21 protein-coding genes and 1 pseudogene are annotated in these 23,939 nt (G+C 65.7%); 9 read left to right on the top strand and 13 right to left on the bottom strand.

The window, feature by feature from the left end; all coding sequences use genetic code 11:
- Positions 1-51: 51 nt before the first annotated feature.
- The 4 genes from HMPREF3174_RS02370 to HMPREF3174_RS02355 are packed head-to-tail and all read right to left on the bottom strand — an operon-like array spanning position 52 to position 4,482.
- The gene (locus HMPREF3174_RS02370) at positions 52-1,149 is read right to left on the bottom strand and encodes a sugar kinase (RefSeq protein ID WP_068538889.1); all 1,098 of its coding nucleotides are present in this window, start codon (positions 1,147-1,149) and stop codon (positions 52-54) included.
- Positions 1,146-1,790: a bifunctional 4-hydroxy-2-oxoglutarate aldolase/2-dehydro-3-deoxy-phosphogluconate aldolase gene (locus HMPREF3174_RS02365; RefSeq protein ID WP_070447690.1), complete on the bottom strand. Its 645-nt coding sequence runs from the start codon at positions 1,788-1,790 to the stop codon at positions 1,146-1,148. Before HMPREF3174_RS02365 ends, HMPREF3174_RS02370 begins: the two co-directional genes overlap by 4 nt.
- Positions 1,790-2,884: a mannonate dehydratase gene (locus HMPREF3174_RS02360; RefSeq protein WP_062612763.1), complete on the bottom strand. Its 1,095-nt coding sequence runs from the start codon at positions 2,882-2,884 to the stop codon at positions 1,790-1,792. The genes HMPREF3174_RS02365 and HMPREF3174_RS02360 overlap by 1 nt, the downstream gene beginning before the upstream one ends.
- On the bottom strand, positions 2,881-4,482 hold the full coding sequence (locus tag HMPREF3174_RS02355) for a mannitol dehydrogenase family protein (protein WP_070447687.1): 1,602 nt from the start codon (positions 4,480-4,482) through the stop codon (positions 2,881-2,883). The genes HMPREF3174_RS02360 and HMPREF3174_RS02355 overlap by 4 nt, the downstream gene beginning before the upstream one ends.
- 193 nt (positions 4,483-4,675) lie before the next feature.
- On the opposite strand from HMPREF3174_RS02355, the gene HMPREF3174_RS02350 reads away from it, so the two are divergent.
- Both HMPREF3174_RS02350 and HMPREF3174_RS02345 read left to right on the top strand, forming a co-directional pair.
- Positions 4,676-5,467, top strand: a complete 792-nt coding sequence (locus HMPREF3174_RS02350) for an IclR family transcriptional regulator (RefSeq protein WP_070447684.1) — start codon at positions 4,676-4,678, stop codon at positions 5,465-5,467.
- Positions 5,468-5,719: 252 nt separating this feature from the next.
- The gene (locus tag HMPREF3174_RS02345) at positions 5,720-7,642 is read left to right on the top strand and encodes an acyltransferase family protein (protein WP_070447681.1); all 1,923 of its coding nucleotides are present in this window, start codon (positions 5,720-5,722) and stop codon (positions 7,640-7,642) included.
- 229 nt (positions 7,643-7,871) lie between these two features.
- On the opposite strand, the gene nrdG is transcribed toward HMPREF3174_RS02345, so the two are convergent.
- The 5 genes from nrdG to HMPREF3174_RS09175 all read right to left on the bottom strand — a co-directional run bounded on the left by nrdG (position 7,872) and on the right by HMPREF3174_RS09175 (position 13,292).
- Positions 7,872-8,495, bottom strand: a complete 624-nt coding sequence (nrdG, locus tag HMPREF3174_RS02340) for an anaerobic ribonucleoside-triphosphate reductase activating protein (RefSeq protein WP_068538893.1) — start codon at positions 8,493-8,495, stop codon at positions 7,872-7,874.
- Positions 8,492-10,642, bottom strand: coding sequence for an anaerobic ribonucleoside-triphosphate reductase (gene nrdD / locus HMPREF3174_RS02335; protein ID WP_070447678.1), 2,151 nt, complete (start codon positions 10,640-10,642; stop codon positions 8,492-8,494). The genes nrdG and nrdD overlap by 4 nt, the downstream gene beginning before the upstream one ends.
- A gap of 324 nt (positions 10,643-10,966) precedes the next feature.
- Positions 10,967-11,533 (bottom strand): aldose epimerase family protein, encoded by a 567-nt coding sequence (locus HMPREF3174_RS02330; RefSeq protein ID WP_068538895.1) that lies wholly within the window; start codon positions 11,531-11,533, stop codon positions 10,967-10,969.
- 99 nt (positions 11,534-11,632) lie between these two features.
- A complete protein-coding gene (locus tag HMPREF3174_RS02325; RefSeq protein WP_068538896.1) occupies positions 11,633-12,025 on the bottom strand; it encodes a hypothetical protein in 393 nt (130 codons plus the stop codon).
- Entirely contained in the window at positions 12,018-13,292 is a 1,275-nt protein-coding gene (locus tag HMPREF3174_RS09175; RefSeq protein WP_145989882.1) for a chymotrypsin family serine protease, read from the bottom strand. The genes HMPREF3174_RS02325 and HMPREF3174_RS09175 overlap by 8 nt, the downstream gene beginning before the upstream one ends.
- 133 nt (positions 13,293-13,425) lie before the next feature.
- Here HMPREF3174_RS09175 and HMPREF3174_RS09520 point away from each other — a divergent pair.
- A pseudogene (locus HMPREF3174_RS09520) lies at positions 13,426-13,671 on the top strand (IS256 family transposase); the annotation flags it as partial.
- A gap of 462 nt (positions 13,672-14,133) precedes the next feature.
- On the opposite strand, the gene HMPREF3174_RS02320 reads toward HMPREF3174_RS09520, so the two are convergent.
- Complete coding sequence (locus HMPREF3174_RS02320; protein WP_070447675.1) at positions 14,134-14,823, bottom strand: response regulator transcription factor; 690 nt, start codon at positions 14,821-14,823, stop codon at positions 14,134-14,136.
- A complete protein-coding gene (locus HMPREF3174_RS02315) occupies positions 14,820-15,536 on the bottom strand; it encodes a sensor histidine kinase (protein WP_070447672.1) in 717 nt (238 codons plus the stop codon). Before HMPREF3174_RS02315 ends, HMPREF3174_RS02320 begins: the two co-directional genes overlap by 4 nt.
- A 136-nt stretch (positions 15,537-15,672) precedes the next feature.
- Here HMPREF3174_RS02315 and HMPREF3174_RS02310 point away from each other — a divergent pair, with 136 nt between their 5' ends.
- The 6 genes from HMPREF3174_RS02310 (at position 15,673) to HMPREF3174_RS02285 (ending at position 21,446) form a co-directional block, all read left to right on the top strand.
- A complete protein-coding gene (locus HMPREF3174_RS02310; protein WP_062612778.1) occupies positions 15,673-16,374 on the top strand; it encodes an ABC transporter ATP-binding protein in 702 nt (233 codons plus the stop codon).
- Entirely contained in the window at positions 16,371-17,771 is a 1,401-nt protein-coding gene (locus HMPREF3174_RS02305) for an FtsX-like permease family protein (protein ID WP_062612779.1), read from the top strand. The genes HMPREF3174_RS02310 and HMPREF3174_RS02305 overlap by 4 nt, the downstream gene beginning before the upstream one ends.
- A gap of 199 nt (positions 17,772-17,970) precedes the next feature.
- Positions 17,971-18,876, top strand: a complete 906-nt coding sequence (locus HMPREF3174_RS02300; RefSeq protein ID WP_070447668.1) for an ABC transporter ATP-binding protein — start codon at positions 17,971-17,973, stop codon at positions 18,874-18,876.
- Between the two features lies 1 nt (position 18,877).
- Positions 18,878-19,621, top strand: a complete 744-nt coding sequence (locus HMPREF3174_RS02295) for an ABC transporter permease (protein ID WP_068538899.1) — start codon at positions 18,878-18,880, stop codon at positions 19,619-19,621.
- A gap of 128 nt (positions 19,622-19,749) precedes the next feature.
- The gene (locus HMPREF3174_RS02290) at positions 19,750-20,838 is read left to right on the top strand and encodes a sensor histidine kinase (RefSeq protein ID WP_068538900.1); all 1,089 of its coding nucleotides are present in this window, start codon (positions 19,750-19,752) and stop codon (positions 20,836-20,838) included.
- On the top strand, positions 20,835-21,446 hold the full coding sequence (locus HMPREF3174_RS02285) for a response regulator transcription factor (protein ID WP_070447666.1): 612 nt from the start codon (positions 20,835-20,837) through the stop codon (positions 21,444-21,446). The genes HMPREF3174_RS02290 and HMPREF3174_RS02285 overlap by 4 nt, the downstream gene beginning before the upstream one ends.
- Before the next feature lie 125 nt (positions 21,447-21,571).
- Here HMPREF3174_RS02285 and HMPREF3174_RS02280 read toward each other — a convergent pair whose 3' ends face one another.
- Together HMPREF3174_RS02280 and HMPREF3174_RS02275 are read right to left on the bottom strand one after the other, a co-directional pair.
- A complete protein-coding gene (locus HMPREF3174_RS02280) occupies positions 21,572-22,447 on the bottom strand; it encodes a class C sortase (RefSeq protein WP_062612787.1) in 876 nt (291 codons plus the stop codon).
- A 54-nt stretch (positions 22,448-22,501) separates the two neighbouring features.
- Positions 22,502-23,938, bottom strand: coding sequence for a SpaH/EbpB family LPXTG-anchored major pilin (locus HMPREF3174_RS02275; protein ID WP_068538902.1), 1,437 nt, complete (start codon positions 23,936-23,938; stop codon positions 22,502-22,504).
- Position 23,939: the final 1 nt, after the last annotated feature.

Here is a 23,939-nt window from a genome sequence, read left to right as displayed (position 1 = left end):
CCGGGGGCCGGCACACCATGCCGGCCCCCGGGCCCTCCGCCAACGTGGCGTTTAGCGCTGCACGCGAGCGCTACCGCCCGCCACCAGGCGCTCCACCTCTTCGAGCGACGCCATCGTGGTGTCACCCGGGGTGGTCATGGCAAGCGCACCGTGGGCCGCACCATATTCGACGGCCTCGCGCACGTTGCCTTTCTCCATGATCCCGTAGATGAGGCCGGAGGCGAAGGAGTCGCCGCCACCCACGCGGTCGAGGATCTCGAGGTTGTCACGCTGGGTGGCCTTGACGAACCCGTCCTCACGGCTCCATGCCACGGCGGACCAGTTGTTAATCGTGGCTGTCTTGACTTCGCGCATCGTGGTGCCGATCGCCTGGAAGTTCGGGTAGGCGGCCGACGCCTTCTCGATCATCTTGCGGAAGGACTCCACCTCAAGGTTGTCGAGGTTCTCGTTCGCGCCTTCGATCTCGAAGCCGAGGGAGGCGGTGAAGTCCTCCTCGTTGCCGATCATCACGTCCACGTACTTGGCCAGCTCGCGGTTGACCTCGCGCGCCTTGTCGAGCCCACCGAAGGCATTCCACAGGGAGGGGCGGTAGTTGAGGTCGTAGGAGACGATGGTGCCGTACTTCTTCGCGGCCTTCATCGCGGCCTTGGCCACCTCGGCTGTGGACTCGGACAGCGCGGCGAAGATGCCACCGGTGTGGAGCCAGCGCACGCCGAGCTCGCCGAACAGGTGATCCCAGTCCACGTCGCCCGGCTGCATCTGCGACACGGCCGTATTCCCACGATCCGAGGTGCCGACCGCGCCGCGCACGCCATACCCGCGCTCGGTGAAGTTCAGCCCGTTACGCACGGTCCGGCCGATGCCGTCGGAGGGAACCCACTTGATGAACTGGCTGTCAAGCCCGCCGGTGAGGATGCAGTCCTCGAGCAGGCGGCCCACCTCATCGCGCACGAGCGCGGTGACGATGGCCCCACGCTTGCCGAAGCAGCGGCGCAGGCCGCGGGCCACGTTGTACTCGCCGCCGCCTTCTGAGGCCGCGAACGAGCGGGTGGTACGAATGCGGCCCTCGCCCGGGTCCAGGCGGAGCATCACCTCGCCGAGCGAGACGATGTCGTAGGCACACTCTTCTACGGGACGCAGCTTAATCATGATCGCAACTCCTTGACTCGCGAGGAGGCCTCCTGCGAGAGCTTAGTAATTGTGTCGAGTTCCTTGTTTGTGATGAGGTCTCGCTTGATCATCCATGATCCAGAGACGGAGGCGATGGCGGGGTCGGCCAGCCACTCGCTGAGGTTTGCAAGGTTCACGCCGCCCGACGGCACGAACGCCGTGTTCGGAAACGGTCCGCGCAGCGCCTTGACCATCTTCAGCCCGCCGGCCTCCCCGCCGGGGAAGAACTTAACGGCGGTGGCGCCCACCTCGAGCGCCATCATCACCTCGGTGGCGGTCTGCACGCCGGGCAGGTAGGGGATGTCGCGCTCGGCGGCCACCTCGGCCACGCCCCTGCTGAACCCGGGCGAGACGAAGAACTTCGCGCCCATGTCCGCGGCGCGCTCGGCCTGCTCGCGGTTGAGCACGGTGCCCGCGCCCACGGTCATGCCCTCAACGGCGCTCATTGCCTTGATCGCGTCCGGCCCGGCCTGTGTCCGGAACGTCACCTCGGCGCAGTGGATGCCACCCGCCACGAGGGCGCGGCCGGCGTCGACGGCGTCGGCGGCGTCGTCGATCACGACGACGGGCACGATCGGGTTGGCCTTAAGGAAGGGCAGTGCGTCAGGGATCTGTACCATTAGGCATCCTTTCCGGCGGCGGCCTTGCGCTGGGCGTCGATGGCGTCCCACAGGCCGAGGAGGTACTGGGCGCCGAGGGCGCGGTCGTAGAGCGGGTAGCCCGGGCGGCCCGTCTCGCCCCAGATCATGCGACCGTGATCGGGGCGCACGTGAATGTCGGGCGCGTAGTCGTAGAGGGCCTCGACAATGGCGTGCATGTCGAGGTCGCCGTCGGCGGCCCAGTGCGCGGCCTCCTGAAACTTCTTCTCGCCCAGGTACTTGACGTTGCGGACGTGGGCAGCGGCGATCCGGCCGCGCTTGCCGAACTCGCGGAAGATCGCGGGGACGTCGTTGGCCGGGTTGGAGCCGAGCGAGCCCGAGCACAGGCACAGGGCGTTCGCGTCCGAGTCATTCAGCCCGCAGATCGCGTCGATGTCGTCGCGGTTCTTGTATGCGCGCGGGATGCCGAACAGGTCCCATGCCGGGTCGTCGGGGTGGCAGGCCATGCGGATGCCGACCTTCTCACACGTGGGGATGATGCCGTCGAGGAAGTACTTCCAGTTCTCGCGCAGTTTGTCCACCGTCATATCCTGGTAGAGGGCCATGACCTCGTCCAGGCGGGACAGGCGCTCGGGCTCCCAGCCGGGCAGGGTGAGCCCACCGGACTCCTCGGCCGTGCGCTGGACGATATCCTGCGGGGTCATGCCCTCGATGTCGGCGTGGTCGTAGTACAGGCAGGTCGAGCCGTCCTCGTTGACGTGGGCGAGCTCGGTGCGCAGCCAGTCGAACACGGGCATGAAGTTGTAGATGACCACCTTCACGCCGAACTCGGCCAGGTTCTCCAGGGTGGTGCAGTAGTTGGCGATGTACTCATCGCGCGTGTCAAGGCCGAGCTTGATGTCCTCGTGGACGTTGACCGACTCGATCACCTCGCACTCGAGGCCGGCGGCGCGGACCTGGTCCATCATCTTCGCGATCTCCTCACGGGTCCACACCTCCCCCGCAGCGTACTGCGACAGGACACCCATGGTGCCGGTCATTCCGGGGATCTGCTTGATGTACTGGAGCGGGATCGGGTCGAATCCTTCGCCGTACCAACGGAACGTCATCTTCATGCGAGGGTCTCCTTCAGGGTGGTGCGGACGGCGCCCGGGCCGGCCACGAGTTTGGTGAACAGTTCTTCCACGCGCAAGGCGAGCGGCGTGTCATAAAGGTTGGTGCCGAAAATGGCGGGGTTGGACAGGATGGGCTGAAGGGCCGCGTGGGCGTCCACGTCCCCTCCGAGCTCGACACCGTCCAGGTGGGCCTGCAGCTCAGCCAGCAGCGGGTCCGGGGACGGGTCGAACGGTGCGCCATCGTCGTCGACAGCGAGCAGGTAGCGCATCCAGTTAGCGATCACCAGCGGGATCGCCACGAGTTCGCCCAGGTCACGGCCCTGCGCGAGGTATTTCTTGATGGTCTCCCCGAAGCGGATGCCCACCTTCTGCGAGGTGTCCATCGCAATGCGGGCCGGGTCGTCGGGCAGGAAGCGGTTGGGGAAACGCACCTCGAGCACTTCGCGCAGGAAGTCCTCTGGGTTCACGATTCCGGGGTCGACGACGACGGGCAGGCCCTCCTTCCAGCCGAGCCGCTCGACCAGAGCCCGCAGGTCGGCGTCGCGCATCTCGGAGTCGATCGTGGGGAAGCCGAGCAGCACGCCGGCGGTGGCGAGCGCGGTGTGGAGGGGGTTGAGGCAGGTGGTGACCTTCATGTTTTCGAAGTCGTCGCACACCTGGCGGGAGGTGAGGTGAACGCCATGAGCGGCGAAATCCGGCACCTCGCCCACGAGCACGTCCTCAATAATGAGATATTCGGTAGGCTCGGCGTTGACGAAGCCGGCCAGCGGGGTGCGCCCGAGCATCTCGATGCCCATGTCCTCAAAGCCGAGGCCCGCAAGCTCCTCAGCCACGGAGGTGTTGGGGCGCGGGGTGATCTTGTCGATCACGGTGATGGGGAAGGCCACGCGGGCGGCGTCGTCGGCCCAGGCGAGCGCCTCGTTAGAGAGCTGGCCCGCCTCGTGCCAGCCGCGCATGATGGTCATGACCGAGTCGCGCAGCTTGTCGCCATTGTGGGAGAAGTTGTCGAAAGAGATGACGTTGATCGGGCCGGCGCCGGCCTCGAAGCGGCGCACGAGCAACCCGGCCAGGTTCGCCATCGTGTTTGCATGGAAGCCGTGCGGGCCGGCGGCGATCGCCGCGAGCGCCTGCTCGGAAAGGTTGCCGGCCGAGTCGTGGATGCCGTAGCCCTTTTCGGTGATGGTCATCGTGATGAGGGTGAGCTCGGGGTTGGTGACGATCTGGGTGAGGCGCTCGAAGTCCTCCGGGCGCTGCCAGGCCAGGCCCTCGGCGATGCCGGCGATCACGCGGTAGTCGCGCGAGCCGTCCGGGTTGAGGATGGTGGAGAGGGTCATGAGGTCGTGTTTGCCGAGTTGGATGTCGAGCTCCGCGGGGTCCATCGGCACGACGGCGGTGATGGGCCAGCGATCGCCGGCGGCCAGGAGGTCGTGGGCGATGCGCGCCGGGAAGACGCGGAAGATGTTGCCGGGACCCAGGTGGATCCAGCGCGGGTTGGCCCGCCCGTCCGCCTGCATGGCGGCGACGTCGAAGGGCGGTAGCTGCACGCCGGCCACTTCGAAGGGGGCGCGGTCGCTTAGTCCTGCGAGATTCAGTTTCATGCTTGGCTCTCCGTTGACCCTAGTCATTTATTTATGCGAAACGCTCGTTTCATACACTTAAACAGTACCCTGTCCCTGTGACACAGTCACTAGTTTCATCATAGTGTGTCGAGCACAACATTCTCCGCGCAACCGAACGCAAGATTCCCCGCGTATTTCATATGGTGGAACGGGCCGCGCTAGAATTAGCCGCATGAGCACACCCAAACCACTGGCAAGCGTCAGCCGCGCCCTCTCGCTCGTGGAATACCTCGGCACCCGCGACCCCGACGGCACCGCACTTGGCACCATCGCCTCCGACCTCGGCCTCAACAAAGCCACCGTCTACAACACGCTTGCCACGCTACGCGACCGCGACTGGGTGGAACAAGACCCCGAAACCGGCTTCTACCGGCTCGGCGACGGCATCGCCCCCATCGCCGCCTACCGCACCTCCACCCGCCGCGCCGTGGACGAACTACGACCCTACCTTGAGAACATCGGGCGGCGCTTCAACGAACTCGTCCACCTCGGCCAACTTGTGGAAACCGACATCGTTTACCTCGACAAGGTCGAACCCGACCGCCCCATCCGAGTCGTCTCCGCGGTCGGCCGCCACGCCACCGCCGTCACCACCTCGCTCGGCCGAGCCCTCATCGGCTCCTTCCCCGACCGCGACAATCGCCTCCCCTGGTACTTCGAAACCCCCGACATCACCTCGCGCACCAAGGCCGACCAGCGCACCCTCCACGACGCCGTCCTCGCCAACTTCACCCGCCTCGACCACGACGGGTGGACCGAAGAAATCGAAGAAAACGAAGTCGGCATCGCCTGCGTGGGGGTCCCGCTCCTCGGCCCGCGCAAAAACTTCGCCATCTCCATCTCCGCCCCCGCCGAACGCATGACCCCCGACTATCGCGCCGAACTCGCCGCCGGCATCCGCGAAGAACTCGACCACCTCCCCTCGAACCTCCACCTCCACACGCGCCCCATCGAGCGCCGATAGGTTCACGACGCCGGTCGCGCGGCCTGCCGGGTAGCGCGGCTGGGGCTCGTGCGGCTCGGACTGTGCCGGTGCTGCTGGAACTAGTGCAACCGGCCGGGCCGGCATCGTCGGCACCCCACACGCGACGTAACTTACAGCAGCGAGCTACGCCACGGCGGCGTCAGAAAACCCGCTACAACAAGCGAAAACTCACGACACACGTAGGGCCCGCGGTGGACATCGGCGAGCGGGCGCGCACCTAATATGGGGAGCATGCCAGGGAACACCGCGAACTCGTTTTCGAGGCCGTATCGTATCCGGGGCCTGGACGGCCTGCGCGCCATCGGAGCACTGTTTGTGCTCGTCTACCACCTGCTGCCGTCCGTGGGCGGGGCCGGGTTCATCGGGGTGGACGTCTTCTTCGTCATCTCCGGGTTCCTCATCACCGCGCTCCTGCTCAAAGAACACGACGCCACCGGCGTCATCGACCTGCCCAGCTTCCTCCACCGGCGCTACCGGCGACTCCTGCCCGCGGTGGTAGTCATGGTGGTGGTCACGCTCGCGCTCGGCCGACTCATCTCCGCCGACGCCGTCACCCAGGCTCGCTGGCAAGCCTTCGGCGCGCTCACCGGCACCTACAACTGGTTCCAGGTGGCCAACGGGTCCAACTACTTCGAGGCGCAGTCGCCGCTACTGCTGAACAACATGTGGTCGCTCGCGGTGGAGCAGCAGTTCTACCTCGTGTGGCCCGTGGTAGTCATGGCGCTCTTGCTTGGCGCGCGGCGGTGGGTCGCGGGGCACGGGGGCGCGGGCGCGGCCGAACGGGACGCCCGTCGTGCGCAGATCGGAGTGATTGCGGGCATCGGCGTCATGTCACTGACGCTGCACGCGTGGCTCGCCGGCGGCGACGTCACCCGCGCCTACGTCGGCACCGACTCCCACATCTTCGGCCTCATGATCGGCGCCGGCATCGCATTCGCCCTGCCCGGCATCATGACCGGCCGGCCGCGCACCGCCTCCCCCCTGTGGGGCGTGGGCAGCTGGGTGGCGCTCGCGGGCCTGACCGTGCTCACGTTCAACGTCCCCGACGCCTCCTGGTTCTACCCCTGGGGCATGCTGCTCGCGTCCGCACTGGCCGGGGTGGCCGTGCGGGGGATCCTGCCCGACGTCGTCGGCACACCCTCCGAGGCCCTCGCCGGGTTGCTCGAGTCGCGGGTCATGGTGTGGATCGGGCAGCGCTCATACGGCATCTACCTGTGGCACTGGCCCCTGTGGGTGCTCGCCGTCTACCACCTCCACATGCCGCGGCCGCTCGCGGCAGCCCTGGTGCTCGCCGTGTCGGTGGCCGCCGCGTACCTGTCCTATACCTACGTGGAGACGCCGATCCGCACCATGGGGCTAGTGGCCTGGGTGCGCTCCATGGGCAAGCTCCCCACCGTCACAACCGCGTGGCTCACCACCGGCGCGCTCGCGCTCGCGGCCACGTTCACGGTCGCGCTCGTCACCTCCCCCGACATGACCGAGGCCCAGGCCGCAGTCGCCGCCGGGAAGCACGCCCTCGCCTCGCACTCCGCCAAACCGGGTGACGGCGCTGGTGAAGCCGGAGGCGCTGGCGGGGCTGGAGCGGCTGAGCCGGGCGGGGCCGCTGGCACCGCTGCGCCCGAGCCCAGCGCCAAAGCGACACCCGAACCGGAACCGACCGCCGCCCCCACGCCCAACACCGGCGCCGACATCACCATCATCGGCGACTCCGTCACCCTCGCCGCCGCACCCGCTCTGCTCGAGACGTTCCCGGACGCCGTTGTGGACGGGGAGGTCTCCCGGTCGATCCGGGTGTTCAAGGGCATCGCCGAGGGATACGCCGCGCAGGGCAAGCTGCGTGGGACCGTGGTCATCTCACTGGGTACCAACGGCGCGATCTCGGTGGAGACCGCGCGTGACATCATGGACTACCTCGGGCCCGACCGCCACGTCGTGTGGGTGACCGCCGCCGCCCCGCACGCCGAATGGGTGCCGCAATCGAACGCCACGATCTCGCAGATCGCCGCCGAATACCCGGACCGCGTGCGGGTTGCCGACTGGGCCGCGATCGCCGCCGCCCACCCCGAACACCTCGCCTCCGACGGGATCCACCCCGGCGGTGAAGGCGGGGCCGAGTACGCGACCGAGGTCAAGCGGGCGGTCGACTCGTTCTGATTTCTGGGCAGCACACGCGGTTCTCAGGGCCCGTCCGACAGAAGTCGTGAGAATACCGGCTACCGATTCCTATAGACACTCGGTGGGCACCAGATTCACGACTTATGGCGGCGCCACCGGGTATCAGGAGGGAATGACCCCGGCGCCTCCGGGTGCCGGACTGAAATTAGGCTGCCGGCACGGATTATCGGCGCCCGGGCAGGCGGCATTTGTGCCCGCGGCTCGGCGGCTAGTACTCGCCCCCGCGCCAGAGCACCGGCTCGGCGGCGTACTGCACACCCGAGCACTGCAGGTCGGCATGAACACGGGAGGCCCGCAGGTCGATGATGCGCTGGTTGGCGGAGCCGCGGAAGGCGAGGTCGTGGTGGTAGAGACGCTGGATGAACGGCCCGTCCACGAGCACGTCCACGAGGTCGAGCAGCTCGCGCTTGTCGGGGGTGTCGGCCAGGAGCTGTTCGTAGGTGTAGCCGGTCCACACCCACACGTCGCGCGTGGCGGCCTCACCCGCGCCGAAGCGTTCGCGGAAGCGGCGCAACAACGGCAACAGGATCGGGGTGGCCAGCATCGGCTCCCCGCCCAGCAGGGACAGCCCGGCCACGTACGGCTGGGCGACATTTGCGAGGATCCGCTCCTCAAGCTCAGTCGTGTAGGGTCGGCCATAGCGGAAGGACTGCGCCGCCTTGTTGTAACAATTCGGGCACCGGAACGGGCACCCCGACACGTACAACGAGCAGCGCACCCCCTCCCCGTCCACAAAATTGAACGGCTTGTAGTCCGCGACATTCCCGGCGAACAGCGCCCGCCCGTCCCACTCGCAGGGGGCGGGGACGCTGACGCCATCGGCGTTAATCACTCGCGGGCGTCCATGTGCTTGACGCGCGAGGAAATCTCCACGTGGCGGCCGTGGACCATCGGGCGCTTGACCGGGTTGCCGAGGTAGCCACAGGTGCGCTTGACGACGTCGCAGGTGTCCGGGTCGTCGTTACCGCACTCGGGGCAGGCGAAGCCCTCCGGCGTCGGGTCAAACTCGCCCTCGAAACCGCACTCGTAGCAGCGGTCGATCGGAGTGTTCGTGCCGAGGTAGGCCACGCGGTCGTAGGCGTAATCCCACACGGCCTCCAGCGCCTTCGTGTTGTGCGTCAGCTTCGGGTACTCGCAGTAGTGGATGAAGCCACCCTTGGTGAGCGGCGCATACTCGGCCTCGAAGTCGATTTTCTCGAACGGGGTGACCTTCTTGCGCACGTCGTAGTGGAAGGAGTTCGTGTAGTACTCCTTGTCCGTGACGTCCGCGATCACGCCGAACTTCTCCCGGTCCAGGCGGCAGAATCGGTCCGTGAGCGACTCCGACGGCGTCGAGTACACCGAGAACCAGTACGGGTAGCGCTCGCGCCACGCCTCCGCGTAACGGTTCATCGCCCGCAGGATCTCCAGCGTGAAGCCCTTTGCCTCCGGGTTGTCCTCCCAGTTCGGACCGTAGAAGAGGGTGGCCGCCTCGTACAGGCCGATGTACCCCATCGACACCGTTGCGCGGTGGCCGCGGAAAAACTTCTCCACGCCCGTCTCGCTTTCCTCCGCGCGCAGGCCGAACGCGCCGTAACGGTAGAGGATCGGGGCGTTCGCCGGAGTGGCGTCCTCGCAGCGCTTGATGCGGTAAAGCAGGGCGTCCTTGACGATCTGCATGCGCTCCTCGAAGATCTCCCAGAACGCGTCCTTGCTGCCGCGCGCCTCGATCGCGATGCGCGGGATGTTGAGGGTCACGACGCCGAGGTTGTTCCGGCCCGCGTTGATGGCCTCGCCGGTGGCGGGGTCCACCCACTTGGGCAGGAAGGAGCGGCAACCCATGGGGGCCTTGTAGTCGCCCTCGATCTGGACCAGGCGGTCATAGGAGAGCACATCCGGGTACATGCGCTTCGTGGAGCACTCGAGGGCTAGCTGCTTGATGTCGTAGTTCGCGTCCTGCGGGTCGAGGTTGACGCCGCGGCGCAAGCCCATGACCAGCTTGGGGAAGATCGCCGTGTGGCGGTCCTTGCCGATCCCGCCGATGCGGACCTGGAGGATCGCCTTCTGGATCTCGCGCTCAAACAGGCCCGTGCCCAGGCCGAAGCCGAGGGTGACGAATGGGGTCTGGCCGTTGGACGTGTAGAGGGTGTTGATTTCATACTCCAACGACTGCATCGCGTCGTAGATGTCCTTCTTTGTCTTCGCCAGGGCGTAGTCTTCGCGGCGCTCGGGCGCAACCCACTCCACGGCGTCGCGCATGTGCTTGTTGTAGTTGAGCTGGGCATAGGGGGCGAGGACCTCGTCGATGCGGTCCACCGACGTGCCGCCGTACTGGGAGGAGGCCACGTTCGCGATGATCTGGGCGATCTGGGCGGTTGCCGTGTTGATCGACTTCGGGGATTCCACGCGGGCGTTGCCGATCTGGAAGCCGTTCGTCAACATGCCCGGGATGTCGATGAGGCAGCAGTTGGTCATCGGTTGGAAGGGGTTGTAATCGAGGTCGTGGAAGTGGATGTCGCCCTTGATGTGAGCGTTGGCCACCGGCTTGGGGAGCATGTGCTTCAGCGCGTAGGCCTTCGCCACCGAGCCGGCCGTGAGGTCACGCTGGGTGTTGAAGACCGTGGCGTCCTTGTTCGCGTTCTCGTTCACCACCGACTTGTCCCGGCTTAGCAGCTTGCCCACCGAGTGCTGGATGTCCATCGTCTGGTTGCGCTCCACGTCCCGGTCGTGACGGTACTCGATGTAAGCGCGGGCCACCTCCGGGTAGCGCGAAGCCATGAGGTAGTCCTCCACCGCGGACTGGATTGTGGGGATGTCAAGGTTCTCGGCGGGCAGGGAGGCGACCACCGCGTTCGTGGCCTGCGAGCAGAAGGCGTGATCCTCGAGCCCACGGTCATTCATCGCCGCCTCAATGGCCCGGTAGATCTTCGACGCATCGAAGCGGACCGAGCGACCGTCCCGCTTAAGGACGCTGACGGTGGTGACGTCGATGAGTGACATGATCTCTTCCCCTCTTTGAGCGCGCCCAGCCAAGGCCAATGCGTGCGGTGTTCTTGCTGTTGGGCCGCATTTAGCCGGTCGGCTACGCTTTCTGGGCATATTCCAGAAAACACAAGATGTACCGTCTCGAAAAAACGCGAACACTACATATAGTAGTCGCTTTCGAATCACATGCATGTATTTTTCGCAGTGAGTTTCGCCCGCGACGTGTCTTCACGAACGCGATCCGCGCGCAACCGGGCCAAGCGCGGGCACGATGGGTGCCAACGATCTATGTCTTCTGAGGCGATCGGCGTGTCGCCGGGCCGGATGTTTGTGGCCCTACTAGTCAACTCCTCGCCACGCTGGCAGCATCAAGGATCCCCACGATCGCAGCCGCGCCATCGATCCACGGATTCCACACACCGTGTTGGTGGCACCCTCGAAGGCGATCTTGAGCGCACGGCCGCCTGCCGCTCCGTGCAGGATCACCGTGGCGCCGCGCGCGTATACGCGAGCGGCCTGACCCGTAAAGACGACTTCGCCCATCTGCGTCTTCTCCGTCTTGGCGCCGGCGTGGTCGACGTAGGACGCACCATCTAGACCCTCAATCCGCACGCCCCTGATGTCGTCGACAGCTAGGTAGGTGTGGAGCGCTTCTTCGAACGACGTCGTCTCGTCACCTTGGTTGATGACCGTCAGTTTGAGCTCAAGCTCTGGGCCGAAGGTGACCTCGTAGCGCAACGCGAGGCCAAAGGCTCGGCCGGGGAAGGTTTGGGCGGGTAGGGAGTAGACCGCGGTCACGGAATAGCCCTGCATAGTGGAGCCGTCGAAGTCCCAGGGTGTGATACGCGCCGCGCCGTGCTTCGGCTGGGCTTGGCCGGTCCTGCCGGCGCCGAACCACGGATCCATTATCCGCAATGAAAGTGCGCTCATTAAGCGGGCGCGGTCCAGCCACGAGTAATTCCATACAGTTCCTACCCCAAGCGCCCCACACATCTGGGCGCGCCGCTACTCAGATAGCGTAATCTCTTCGACGAGAACACGCCTAGCGTTCTCAAAGTGTTCGCCTCCGCAGTCGAAGCCCCCGTCGATATCCGACTGTTCGCCAGTCAAAAAGACGTCACCGGCCTTGATCCTTGTGCCGTTGACGTCAAGGTAGGCGCCATCCGCAGGGCCCGTAGCCGTTCCCGCGAAGACAAGCAGCGCGCCGCGCTCATTGATTGGGCACAGTTCATCGCCACCCACCCTGATCTCTTTCAAGGTATTGATGGCCGCAACACTTAAGACATACTCCGCTCGCTGCAGAGTCGGCGCCTTCAGATCCTCGGCTTGGCCGGCGCACCCCGCCAGCGCAAGCAGGAGGATTCCCGCCAGCGCACCACCATTTCGTAGCCTAGCCATATATCAATCTCGCTCCATAGTTATCCCGCACTGCACGCCAATCAGTAACATATGTCGTGGATTGCCCGACCAAGGGATCAAAGTGGCCGGTTATCATTCCCGTTACTCTGACCGAGCTACCGAAGTTGGCGAATACCGGCCCCCCAGAATCACCACCTTGGCTTGAGGTACCACCTCGTAGACTAATGAGGTTGCCATAACAACCGGTACCAAAGCATCGTGATATGCCATAGCTAATTACTTGGTTATTACAAACGTTTCCACTCGTTCTTCCCTGAAAGCACAGCCGATTTCCTTGTGACCCCATGGGGTGCCAAGTGCCCGCCACGGGCTTCCTCTCACCACCAGAAAGGATCTTTCCTTCGTATGTCTTGCCGCTCACAAACTCTGCATCAATGCTCGCATTATATTTGTGTGTAACCCGACCTGAATTAGAAACACCTGCACGCGAAGAAGATGTCCAGACATGCGAGAGCAAATCGAAACAATGACCCGCAGTAAAAAACCCACGTGCACCATTACTATTCTCAGCGGGAATACCACTCGTACACGAATACAAATTCCCCTGCCGATAGCCAAGAATTGACGCTCCCCCAACAAATGGGGCCCGCACATTTTCGTTGTACGCATCGTCTTGATAATATCCCGGCACGAATGAGTATCCAACGCCTGTATCTGGGAGCACCTCAAGGTCGCCTTCAGTCAGCTCACCGCTCAGCTCAATGGTGTCGCTTTGTGCATGGTAACCAAACGCGACCCGTGCGCCCGTCGCTTGGAAGTGTGCTGTTAACTGCTCCATTGCAGAAGATATCTGTGCGGCAGTGTACTTAGACATCACAACAACCACACTGTCGCGACCATCGCCGGAAAGTGCATCACTCCGTAGGTGAGAAGCATTGGATGACTCTAGTGCATACTCGGGAGAGAGGTTCAATTCCGCCTTCGCGCTTGTCGCATCCTCGCGCGAGATCGCAACATAGCCAACACCCAAGTCCGTATCAAAATACTGTCCCACGATCTCGAAACCGTCAGTAGTGTACGGTGCATCTTCAGGGGGTAGACCGATGTCCCCAGCAGATGCCACATAATACTCAACCGGCTCCGGCATCTCAACAAGTTGCGCAAGTGGAGTATCCGCGACACTCCTTGCGCGCGAATCATTCTCAACATCCGGTGTGGCTGAAACATCGTCAGTAGCCACGCCGAATCCGGTCGCCGCGATCAGAGCAGCGCCCGCGAAGGCTAAACTGAGCGTGTTCTTTTTCACGTGTGGATCTTATCACATTTTCCAGATGTGTGCAAGAATTATAGCATCGAAGCCCCCCAACGGTGTTGATTTTTTCAGCGGCTGGCCCGTGTTCTTGCGTTAAAGTCGGGTTTGGACTCAGCTTCATGCTGGGGTGGAGAATCCTCGCTGTAGAATCTGCGGAACACTAACACAAAACCGGGGTGCGACCAGTGCTGGTAAACCACGGTTCCGCTGCTCGGCTTGCCGTGCTAGCCACACGCGTAGGAATGATACGAAGGCGCGGGATATGGCCGTTGATGGCACCAGTTGACGAGGTCCATCACGTGGTGGTTGGGATGATATTTACTTGTCACACAAGCTAGTACTCATCGCTTTCACGAAGAATCACATGTTGGGCTTACGCCTGTCGACTCCTTCGCTGAAGCTGCGGAATAGGCGAGCCGACCGGCATTATGAAACACCGCGCATCAGTCCTCCCTTGCTAGAGAAGCGTGGGTGTCCAACCCTCGCTCGGAATTGCCTCATGACCGCCGCCTCGAAGCCAGTATCTCGCTCACAGGGCGAGCGTGCGATGTGTCTGTCCTCAACCTGACACAACTGTTGAGTCTGAGCGCGACCGAGCCCATATAGCGATCGGTAGACGCCATATTCAAGAGAAGTGTCGGGCGCTGTGTCAGATTCTCAAGAGAAGTGTCGCTCAGCTCGTATAGGCGCACGGGCACTAAGTTCTTCCTATCGGAAGCAGGGCCAACGACGCCGAGCCGGGGGCTGGACCCACAGCGGCGACTGGCGACGCCGAGGCCTCCGCCTGCCGGCGGACCGGCCGGCGGGACACACACCAGCGAGCAAGCACCCTCGCCTACACCGCGCCCGTGGCCGTCAGGTACGTCAGCACCGCCCGCACCCGCCGGTTCTCCTCCCCGGCCGGCAGCCCCAGCTTGGAAAACACGTTCGCCACGTGCTTGGACACCGCCGCGCCGGACAAGTACAGCTCCCCGGCGATCTCTGCGTTCGACTTCCCCTGCGCCATGAGCTCCAGCACCTCGGATTCGCGCGGGGTCAGCGCGTCCAACGCGCTCGCCTTCCCGCGTACCAGCCCCACGGCCACCTCCGGGTCCACCACAACGCCGCCGCCCGCCACGATCGACAGCGAGTGCACGAAGTCCGCCACCCGCGACACCCGCTCCTTGAGCAGGTACCCCAGGCCCCCGCGGTCAGCGCCGGGCCGAGCCATCGCCACCGGGTCGAACAGCGCGGACGCATAGGCGGGCGCCACGTACTGGCTCAGTACCATGACCGACAGGTCGGGGAAGTCGGACCGCAGCTCCACGGCCACCCGCAGCCCGTCGTCGCTCATCGTCGGCGGCATCCGCACGTCCGTGACCAGCACGTCCACCGCCCCCGGATCACCCGCGAGTAGCTCCCGCACAGCCGCGAGCGTGCTGGGCGCGTCGGAGGTCTGCCCCACCACGGTGTGCCCCACACGCTCGAGGATGCCGGCCAGCCCCTCGCGCACCAAGGTCACGTCATCGGCCAAGAAGATCTTCATTGCACTCCCCCAATCGCACTCTCGCCTCGGTATAGCAGCAGCGGAATCGTGCCCACCACCATCGTGGGCCCGCCCACCGGCGAGTTCACCTCCAGCTTCCCGCCGAACGCGGCCAGCCGCTCGCGCAGCCCGGCCAGCCCATGCCCGGCCACCACCGACGCCCCGCCCGGCCCGTCATCCACCACCGACACCCTCAGCGTCTCATCCGCCGCCAACAGCAAGGTGGTCCGCGCTCCCGGCGCGTACTTCGCCACGTTCGTCAGCGCCTCGGTGGCCAGGAAGTACGCGGCGGCCATCACCCCTTCGGGCATGTCGGGCAGCGCGTGCGGCACCACCACCCGCACCGGCACCGGGCTGCGCTCCGCCGCCCCGCGCACGGCCCTTTCCAGCCCCAGGTCCGACAGCACCTTGGGGTGGATCTCATTCACGGTTTCGCGCAGGGCCCGCAGCGACTCCTCGTTCGTCTGCAGCGCCCGCGCCACGATCCCCGGCAGGTCCGCGAGCGCCGGCGGGATCTCCCCCGCGGCCCCCGCCATGTCCAGCAAGAACTGTGCTTCCCCGATCGCCATCCCGGAGGCGACGAGGTGCTGTTGGGCACCGTCGTGAAGGTCGCGTTCGATGCGCCGCCGCTCGATCTCGAACGCGGACACGATTTGCCGGCGCGAGTCGGTCAGCTCCTCGACTTGCCGCGCCACGTCCTTCTTCCTCCACATACCTCTAGCCTATCGGCGCCCTCCGACACTCTCGACCCCCGCGCCGTCGCCCCCGCGAAAAGGTAGACCTAGCCCTACCCCCAATTGGGCAGGTAGCACCCTCGAAATCGGTGCCGGCCCGGGTTTGAATGGAACCATGAACGAACTCAATGCAACGCACTTGGTAAAAACGTACGGTAAGGTCCACGCCCTCGCCGGGGTCGACCTCCACATCGACGCGGGCGAACTCGTCGCCGTCATGGGCCCCTCGGGGTCCGGCAAATCCACGCTTTTGCACGTCCTGTCCGGCATCCTTGTTCCCGACGACGGCGACGTGCGCCTTGGCACCACCTCCGTCACGTCGCTGAACGACGCCGGCCGGTCGAAGTTGCGCCGCGAGCGCCTCGGTTTCGTGTTCCAAGACGGGCAGCTGGTTCCGGAGCTGACCGCGCGGGAGAACGTTGCGCTGCCCCTGTTCGCCGCTGGGGTCAAGCGCGGGGAGGGCCTGCGCCGGGCCGAGGAGTGGCTCTACCGCCTCGGGGTGGCGGAGCAGGCGAAGAAGCGCCCGGGCGAGATGTCGGGCGGGCAGGCCCAGCGCGTGGCGATTGCCCGCGCGATGGTCTCCAGCCCGGCGATCATCTTCGCTGACGAGCCGACCGGCGCGCTCGACCAGGCCACCGGCCACGAGGTCATGCAGCTGCTGTCCACCACCGCCCGCATGAACGGCACCACCCTGGTGGTCGTCACCCACGACCTCAAGGTCGCCTCCTGGTGCGACCGCCTGGTGGAGATTCGCGACGGCCTCATCCACACCGATCGCCCAATGTCGCAGGTGCAGGGCGCGGAGGTGGCCCGATGAACACGCTGCAGATGACGGGTCACCTCGCCACCTCCCGGATCCGCAACGCCCGCGGGCACGCGCTGTTGGACGCGCTCGCCGTCGTCGCCTTCTCCGTCTCTTCCTGGCTGCTGCTCACCACCGCCGGGGGCGTGTGGATGTTCTACGAGCGGCTGGACACCACGGGCCCGCGCCTACTCGAGCAGGGCGTCCCGCTCGACGTCACGGACGGGTTGAGCGGGGTCTACATGAGCCTGGCGGTGCTCGCGCTCGGCCTGCTCATTATCCCCCTCCTCTCCCTTGGCGCCTCGGCCGCCCGGCTCGGCGCGAACGGCCGCGCCCGCCGCCTCGCCTCCCTGCGCCTCATCGGACTCAGCGCCGGCCAGGTCAACCTCATGACCCTCGTGGAAACCCTCATCCAGGCCGCTGTCGGCTTCACGATCGGCGGGGCGATCTACCTCCTCACCTTGCCCGCGTGGTCGAACATGAGCTTCACCACTTTGCCCATCACCACCACCGAGATGCTCCTGCCCTGGTGGGGCTGGCTCGCCGCCGCCGCGCTGGTCGCCGTCATCACGATCGGCTCCACCCTGGCCGGCCTGTGGCGCGTGTCCATCTCCCCGCTCGGCGTCTCGCGCCGGGAGACCCCGAAGGCGATGAAATACTGGCGGGTGATCGGCGTCGTCGCCGCGATCCCGGTGCTGGGCGTCATGATGCAGAACCTCGACCCAGAGACCTCCACCATCGCAAACTTCCTCTTGTCCGCGCTCATGCTCATGGTCTTCTTCCTCACCGTGTCGCTGGCCGGCCCACTGTTCATCCAGATGGCCGCCCGCCCCGTGGCCGTCACGGCCCGCACCCCGCGCCTGCTCGGCACCCGCCGCGTCCTCGACGACCCCCGCGCCGCATGGCGCAACATCTCCGCGATCTCGCTCATGGCGCTCCTGGCCTCCGTGGTCGTGTTCATCATGACCATGGACGTCACCGGCTACGGCAGCATCAACGAGGACGTGGACAACCTCAGACGCACCCTCACCGGCGACATCACCAAGGGTGTCGCGATCGCGCTCGCCTTCTCCCTCATTCTGGGCGCCACGGGCACCCTCATCCACCAGGCCTCCGACGTGTTCGACCGCGCCGAGGAATCCGCCGCCCTCATGCGGATCGGCCTGCCCTACTCCACCCTCCTCAAGGCCCGCCTGTGGCAGGTTATCCCGCCGTTGCTGCTCATGCTCTCCGTGACCATCGGCCTCGGCGCCCTACTCGGCACCTTCGCCGAGCAAAAGGCCAACACCGACAACCTCGTCATCCTCGTGTGGGTGGTCGGCCTCGGCATTGCGCTCACGCTCGCGGCGGTGGTCGCCACCGCACCGATCCAGGCGATGGTGCTGTCCCAAAAGTCGCGCAAGAACGACTAGCAGGCGGTGGCTCCGTCAGAACTCGTGAATCTGCGGTCCACCAGGCTCCTATAGGAACCGGTAGCCGGTATATTCACGACTTCTGTCGGACCGGCGGCTCGCCCGTGCCGGGTGACACGGCAAACCCATGACAGTGGTCATGGAAAAGTCCGGTCACCCGGCACTTCTGCGCGCGCGGGTGGCTGGGCACAATGGAGTCATGAACGCAATCAGCGCCAAGGCGCTTACGAAGAAGTTTGGCAACGTCACCGCCGTGGATGGCATTGACCTGGTGATTGAGCCGGGTGAGGTGGTCGCGCTCCTTGGCCCAAATGGGGCCGGCAAGACCACCACGCTCGACATGATCCTCGGCCTCACCCATCCCACCTCCGGGCAGGTGTCGGTGCTCGGCGGCACCCCGGTGGCGGCGATCCGCGCCGGCCGCATCAGCGCCCTCCTCCAGACCGGCGGGCTACTGGCCGACATGACCGTGCGCGAGTCCGTGGCCTACATCGCCGCGTGCTACCCGGGCGCCCAACCGATCGACTCCGTCATCGAGCGCACCGGCCTCACCCCCATCGCGGGGCGCCGCGTGGGCAAGTGCTCCGGCGGCGAACAGCAGCGCCTCAAGTTCGCACTCGCCCTCCTGCCCGAGCCCGACGTCCTCATCCTCGACGAACCCACCACCGGCATGGACGTGGCCGCCCGCCGCGAATTCTGGGCCAACATCTACGAGGAATCCCACCACGGGCGCACCGTCATCTTCGCCACCCACTACCTCGCCGAAGCCGAGGAGTTCGCCAAGCGCACGATCCTCATGAACGCCGGCCGCATCGTCGCCGACGGGCCGACCTCCCAGGTGCGCTCGATCGCGGGCCTACGCCACGTGCGGGCCACGGCCTGCGCCCTGCCGGCCACGGAACGCGAGACGCTCGCCGCCGAGCTTGCGGCGCTTCCGGGCACCACGGCGTCGTGGGACGGGCAAACCCTCGAGGTGCGCACGGCACACTCCGACGACGCCGCCCGCATCCTCCTCGCCCACCCCATCACCGACCTCATCATCACCGAGGCCTCGCTCGAGGACGCCTTCCTCACCCTGACCTCGACCGAGAAGACTGGAGCCTAACATGATCGCCATCGACCTCAAGCGCATGCTGCGCGACCCCGGAGTCCTGTTCATCATCGGGGTGCCCGTGCTCATGTACCTCATCTTCGGCGCGGCCCAGAGCTACGGGCAGGAGAGCGCGGCGAACGGCAACCTCGCCATGGCGATCATGGTGGGCATGGCCGCTTACGGCGCCGTGGCCGCCACCGCCAGCCTCGCCTCCCAGGCCGGGGTGGAAAAGCTGCAGGGGTGGGGGCGCCAGATCTCCCTCACCCCGCTGACCGCCGGGCGCTACGCGCTCAACAAGTCCCTGACCGCCGCGGCCTTTGCCCTCATCACCGTGGCCATCATCTACGCGGTCGCGGCACCCACCGGCGCGAAGGGCACGGCGTGGGCGTGGGTGGGGTCCTTCCTCATTGTGGCGGTGGGCGCGCTACCGTTCGCGCTGGTCGGGCTGGCGCTCAGCTACGTGATGCGCTCGCAGTCGGCGACGTCGGTGGTCAACGCCCTGGTCCTCCTCTTCGCTTTCGCCGGCAACCTGTTCGTGCCCCTGTCCGGCAAGCTGCTCGAGGCCTCCCGCTTCACCCCGATGTGGGGCTACATCACGCTTGCCCGCTGGCCCGTCGCTGAAGGGATGTGGACCACCGGGCAGGGCGAGGCCTACACCGACGAACTGTGGCAGGCCCTCGTGTCCTTCGGGGTGTGGACGGCCGTGTTCATCGGCCTCGCCGCCCTCGCCCTACGACGCCGGGGTGAACGCCAGTGAGCAGGCGCGCTGAGGGTGCGGCCGGTGCCGAGGGGGCCGGCCGCACCGGCCGTGCTTGGCGCGGACGCGAAGCGGGCTGGTCGGGCAGCACAAGCCGGGCGGGCAGCGCGGGCCGGGGCGACGGCGTCGTGAAACGCTCACGCGAAGAGCTGCGCGAGCAGGTGGGCGGCATGGCAATGGCGTTCGTGTGGCTGGTGTTCCTCATCAATCCGGTGGTGGAGATCCTCGGGCAGACGGAGCCCGCGTGGCTGAAGGCTGTCCAGCTCGGGGGCCTGGCCCTCTTCGCCGCCGCGTACATCACCGGCACCGCCTACGCGCTCACCCGTCCCGACCCCTTCTCCGACACTTTCTACCCCGCCACGGCAGTAGCCGTCGCCGTGTCCGGCGCCATCTTCATCGCCAACACCGCGGTCTACCCCGGCGCCGCCGCACTTGGGATCTACGTGGTGGCCCAGCTCGTCATCACCCTGCCCCCGCGCATCGGGTATTGGGCGGGAGGGCTGCTGTGTGCGGTCGTCGTCGGGCTGATCTCGCGCCTGCCGGGGGACGGGATGTGGGCCCTGGGGTTCATCGCGGTGGCCGTGTACGTCTCCACCATCGGCAGCAGCTACTTCACGCGCCAATCCGAGCGCGACAAGCGCGCCGCCCGCCGCGAAGCCACCCTCGACGAACGCGAGCGCATCGCCCGCGACGTCCACGACGTCCTCGGCCACACCCTCACCGTCATCTCCCTCAAATCCGAGCTCGCCAACAAACTCCTCGACCGCGACGTCGAGCGCGCCCGCGCCGAAATCGCCGACATCCACCAGCTCAGCCGGCAAGCCATCGCCGAGGTCCGCTCCACCGTGTCCGGGCTCGCCGGGCGGCAGCTGGCCGCGGAGCTCACGCACATTGAGGAGGTCGCCGACGACGCCGGCATCGCCCTCACCATCACCGGCAGCGCCGACGACGCCGACCCCAGCCACCGCATCCTCTTCGGCTGGGTGGTGCGTGAGGCGATGACCAACATCGTGCGCCACTCGGGGGCGCGACACGCGTGGATCAAGATTGGTGCACAGAGGATCGTGGTGGCCGACGACGGTGTGGGGTTCTCGCCGATGTCCGAGGGCAACGGACTGCGCGGGCTACGCCAGCGCGTGGAGAACGCCGGCGGTAGGCTGAAGGTGACAAGCCCCGGGCCGGGCGGGCGCGGGGCGCAAATCGAGGTGGAACTGTGAGCCCAATACGCGTTGTTCTCGCTGATGACCAGGCGCTCGTGCGGGGCGCGCTCGCCGCGCTACTCTCGCTTGAGGACGGCATCGAGGTGGTGGGCGAGGCCGGGGACGGCGAGGAACTCGTGGCGCTGGTGGGCAAGGTGGCGCCGGATGTGGCGCTGGTGGACATCGAGATGCCCGGCATGGACGGGATCGAGGCCACGCGGCAGATCGCGGGCCGGTGGCCGGAGGTGAAGTGTCTGGTGGTGACCACGTTCGGGCGGCCGGGCTACCTGCAGCGGGCGCTGGAGACCGGGGCACGCGGGTTCGTGGTGAAAGAAACACCCGCCGAACAGCTGGCCGACATGGTCCGCGGCGTGCACGCCGGCAAGCGCGTGATCGACCCGGCGCTCGCCACCGAATCCCTGTTTTCCGGGGCGAACCCCCTCACTGCCCGCGAGCGCGAGATCCTGCGCATCGCCCTCGAAGGCGGGAAAGTGGCTGATATTGCGGGGCGCGTGCACCTGTCCAAGGGGACGGTGCGCAACCACCTGTCCTCGGCGATCGGGAAGATGGGCGTCACTACGCGGAGCGAGGCAGCGCGGGCCGCCCAGGACCAGGGGTGGCTCTAGGCGGCGTGGTAGGGCCGGGCTGCCAGCCCGTGCCGGCGGGCGCGGCGGGCTCTTCTGGTCGACCCGTGGCTAACTAGTGAATCTGAGCCCGAAAACGCCAGATTTCCGGACCAAAACCACCAAACTCACCTGTTAGCAACACGGGCCTCACGCCGGTAGAGCACAATCTCGCGCCCGAGGTAGACCGCAATGAGGAGCAACACCGCAATGGAGATGGGCAGCCACCAGGGGAACCGCGGGAGCTCGGAGGCCTGGCCGGCGCTGTCGACGTCGGCGGCAGGGGTGGGGATGATGCGCTCGCCGGTAACAAGGATGCGGTGGCTGTTGACGCCGAGCGGGGTGCAGGTGATGAGAGTCGCCAGGTCGCGGCCGGGCTCAACGAGCACCGCTTGACTGTCTTGGGGCTCGACCACTTGCGTAGAGAAGACGCGGTACGTCAGCACCTCACCAAAGACCTCGAGCGTAAAAGTGTCTCCCTCTTTGACCTGGTCGAGGTTGTTGAAGAGGGTAGCTTCGGGCAGACCACGGTGTGCGGTGATCACCGTCCGGGTGGAGTCCCCGCCCACGGGTAGCGACGTTCCCTCCAGATGACCTGCGCCCTTAAGTAGTGTCTCCTCGCTCGTGCCATGGTAGATCGGCAGATCCACGTCGATCGACGGAATGCGGATCCTGCCCATGATCCCCGCCTCGCCAGCCTTCAGCTGCTGGTCGTAGGGCAGGACGTCCGGGTTCGATTCGAGGTCAACGACGCCGGAGCCGTGCGGCACGTGCTCGTTCGATCCGACGACAGCCCCAGAGGCGAGCAGATCGTTGTATTGGCGTGCTTCTTGGACTTGTTCGCGGCGGTCCGGCTCGACGTGGTCGACCAGGTTGGCGTAGGAGTCGACCACCTTGGACTGGTCCCACTGACTTTTCCATGAGGCGATCGTGGGGTAAAGAATGAGCCCGCTCCCGGCTAGGACGAGGAGCGCGATGATAAAGGCACTGACGAGGCGACGCATGCGTAGATACACAGTTGTGGGGGTGCTGAGGCACCCCCACAACTCTAGGTGATGTTAGCTCCGCTTACGCGAACGAGAGTTCACCGCGTAGAGTGCCACGCCGGCGCCCACGAGGCCCAAGCCGAGCACGGTCAGCAGCGCCGTGCCCGCCGCACCGGTGAGGGGCAGATCCGGGCCGTCTTGCGGGGTGTTCGTCACGGTGGTGAGTTGCTCAGTCGGGGTCGTGACCTTACCGGCCTTGATCGTCACCTTCGTCACCGTGTCAGGAAGGACGTAGCCGGCCGGAGCCTTGGTCTCCTTGAGGCAGAACTCCTTCGTCGCCTGGTCGGCTGCGGTGCCCTTGTCGAACGTTCCGAGGTAAATGCCGGTGAAGGAGACGACGCCGTCTTCGCCAGAGACCGCTGTCACGATCGGGTCACCGGTGGTCTGGTCGCCATTGCACTGGTAGAGGCCGAACTCGGCACCCGACAGCTCCTTGCCCGGGTTATCTGCGTCCACCTTCTTGAACTTGTAGTCGCCGAAGTAGGGATCCTTGGTCGGGTCGATCGGCGGGGTGGGGACGTTCGGATCCTCGAAGGGGTTGTACTCGTTGTCGATCGGCCACGCGCTGTTCTCGACGATGCCGTTCTCGGGGATCGCGGTCACCGTGGTTTTGAGGACGAACTTGACGGTGTCACCCTTCTTGATCTGTGCACGCGCAGTCTCGCCGAGCGTGATCTTAACGCCGTTCTTCCCGCCGGTGAGCGGCTCGACAGTAACGTCCGTCAGCGGATCGATGGCGTCCTTCAGGTAGACCTTCGCAGACTGGTCAACATAGCTCAGGTAGTCCTTGAGCTCATCGACCACGCCGAATGCCGACGGGGTGTCGGTGGTCGCCGTCGTCGTGATGGTCCACTCAAGGACGTCACCCACCTTGTGCGTGTCCTTGTCGTCCGAGACTTCCTTAGTACCCGGTGTCTGGACGACGTTCTTGGGGTAGACGTGGACGTTGGTGATCCACTTGCCGTCAAACGGAAGCGGGATGGTCACGAAGAACGGGGCCGCCTTCTTCGTGATGGCGTGCTCGCCCGTCCCGGTCTCCTCGACGAGGTAGACGCCCATGTCGAGGCTGTTGACTGCTACCGATCCGTCCTCAGTGGTCGTCACCTTCTGGGAGGTACCCCTGGTGATACCGTTCTGACCAACCTGGTCGACAGTCAGGGTCGAGACCTTCTGCCAATCAGCATTCTTGTTCAGGTCAAGACCTTCGATCTTCGTGACGGTGAACTCCACGCCCTTAAGCGGATCGCTCGGCGCGGCCGAAGTTCCGTCCGGCTTGAGCTGGTTGGTGTTGCCGACTTCCTTGTGCTTGTGGATCGTAATCGACCCTTGCCCGGTCGGCATATCGCCCGGAGCGGCGTTTGCAACGCCCACACCGAGGGTGAGGACGGAAGCCAAGGCGACGACCGTCGTCGCCACAGCGCGCTGCTTCAATTTCTTGAGAAACTGCACT

It is taken from the genome of Trueperella sp. HMSC08H06, assembly GCF_001808465.1.
GTDB lineage: Bacteria > Actinomycetota > Actinomycetes > Actinomycetales > Actinomycetaceae > Trueperella > Trueperella bernardiae.
Note: the sequence above shows the minus strand (reverse complement) of the source record. Positions and strands in the feature narration are given on the sequence as shown.

Excerpts from the sequence above, each read along its gene's own strand:
- HMPREF3174_RS02370 (WP_068538889.1), bottom strand. The coding sequence starts at position 1,149 with ATGATTAAGCTGCGTCCCGTAGAAGAGTGTGCCTACGACATCGTCTCG.
- HMPREF3174_RS02365 (WP_070447690.1), bottom strand. The coding sequence starts at position 1,790 with ATGGTACAGATCCCTGACGCACTGCCCTTCCTTAAGGCCAACCCGATC.
- HMPREF3174_RS02360 (WP_062612763.1), bottom strand. The coding sequence starts at position 2,884 with ATGAAGATGACGTTCCGTTGGTACGGCGAAGGATTCGACCCGATCCCG.
- HMPREF3174_RS02355 (WP_070447687.1), bottom strand. The coding sequence starts at position 4,482 with ATGAAACTGAATCTCGCAGGACTAAGCGACCGCGCCCCCTTCGAAGTG.
- HMPREF3174_RS02350 (WP_070447684.1), top strand. The coding sequence starts at position 4,676 with ATGAGCACACCCAAACCACTGGCAAGCGTCAGCCGCGCCCTCTCGCTC.
- HMPREF3174_RS02345 (WP_070447681.1), top strand. The coding sequence starts at position 5,720 with ATGCCAGGGAACACCGCGAACTCGTTTTCGAGGCCGTATCGTATCCGG.
- nrdD (WP_070447678.1), bottom strand. The coding sequence starts at position 10,642 with ATGTCACTCATCGACGTCACCACCGTCAGCGTCCTTAAGCGGGACGGT.
- HMPREF3174_RS02330 (WP_068538895.1), bottom strand. The coding sequence starts at position 11,533 with ATGGATCCGTGGTTCGGCGCCGGCAGGACCGGCCAAGCCCAGCCGAAG.
- HMPREF3174_RS02325 (WP_068538896.1), bottom strand. The coding sequence starts at position 12,025 with ATGGCTAGGCTACGAAATGGTGGTGCGCTGGCGGGAATCCTCCTGCTT.
- HMPREF3174_RS02320 (WP_070447675.1), bottom strand. The coding sequence starts at position 14,823 with ATGAAGATCTTCTTGGCCGATGACGTGACCTTGGTGCGCGAGGGGCTG.
- HMPREF3174_RS02315 (WP_070447672.1), bottom strand. The coding sequence starts at position 15,536 with ATGTGGAGGAAGAAGGACGTGGCGCGGCAAGTCGAGGAGCTGACCGAC.
- HMPREF3174_RS02310 (WP_062612778.1), top strand. The coding sequence starts at position 15,673 with ATGAACGAACTCAATGCAACGCACTTGGTAAAAACGTACGGTAAGGTC.
- HMPREF3174_RS02305 (WP_062612779.1), top strand. The coding sequence starts at position 16,371 with ATGAACACGCTGCAGATGACGGGTCACCTCGCCACCTCCCGGATCCGC.
- HMPREF3174_RS02300 (WP_070447668.1), top strand. The coding sequence starts at position 17,971 with ATGAACGCAATCAGCGCCAAGGCGCTTACGAAGAAGTTTGGCAACGTC.
- HMPREF3174_RS02295 (WP_068538899.1), top strand. The coding sequence starts at position 18,878 with ATGATCGCCATCGACCTCAAGCGCATGCTGCGCGACCCCGGAGTCCTG.
- HMPREF3174_RS02280 (WP_062612787.1), bottom strand. The coding sequence starts at position 22,447 with ATGCGTCGCCTCGTCAGTGCCTTTATCATCGCGCTCCTCGTCCTAGCC.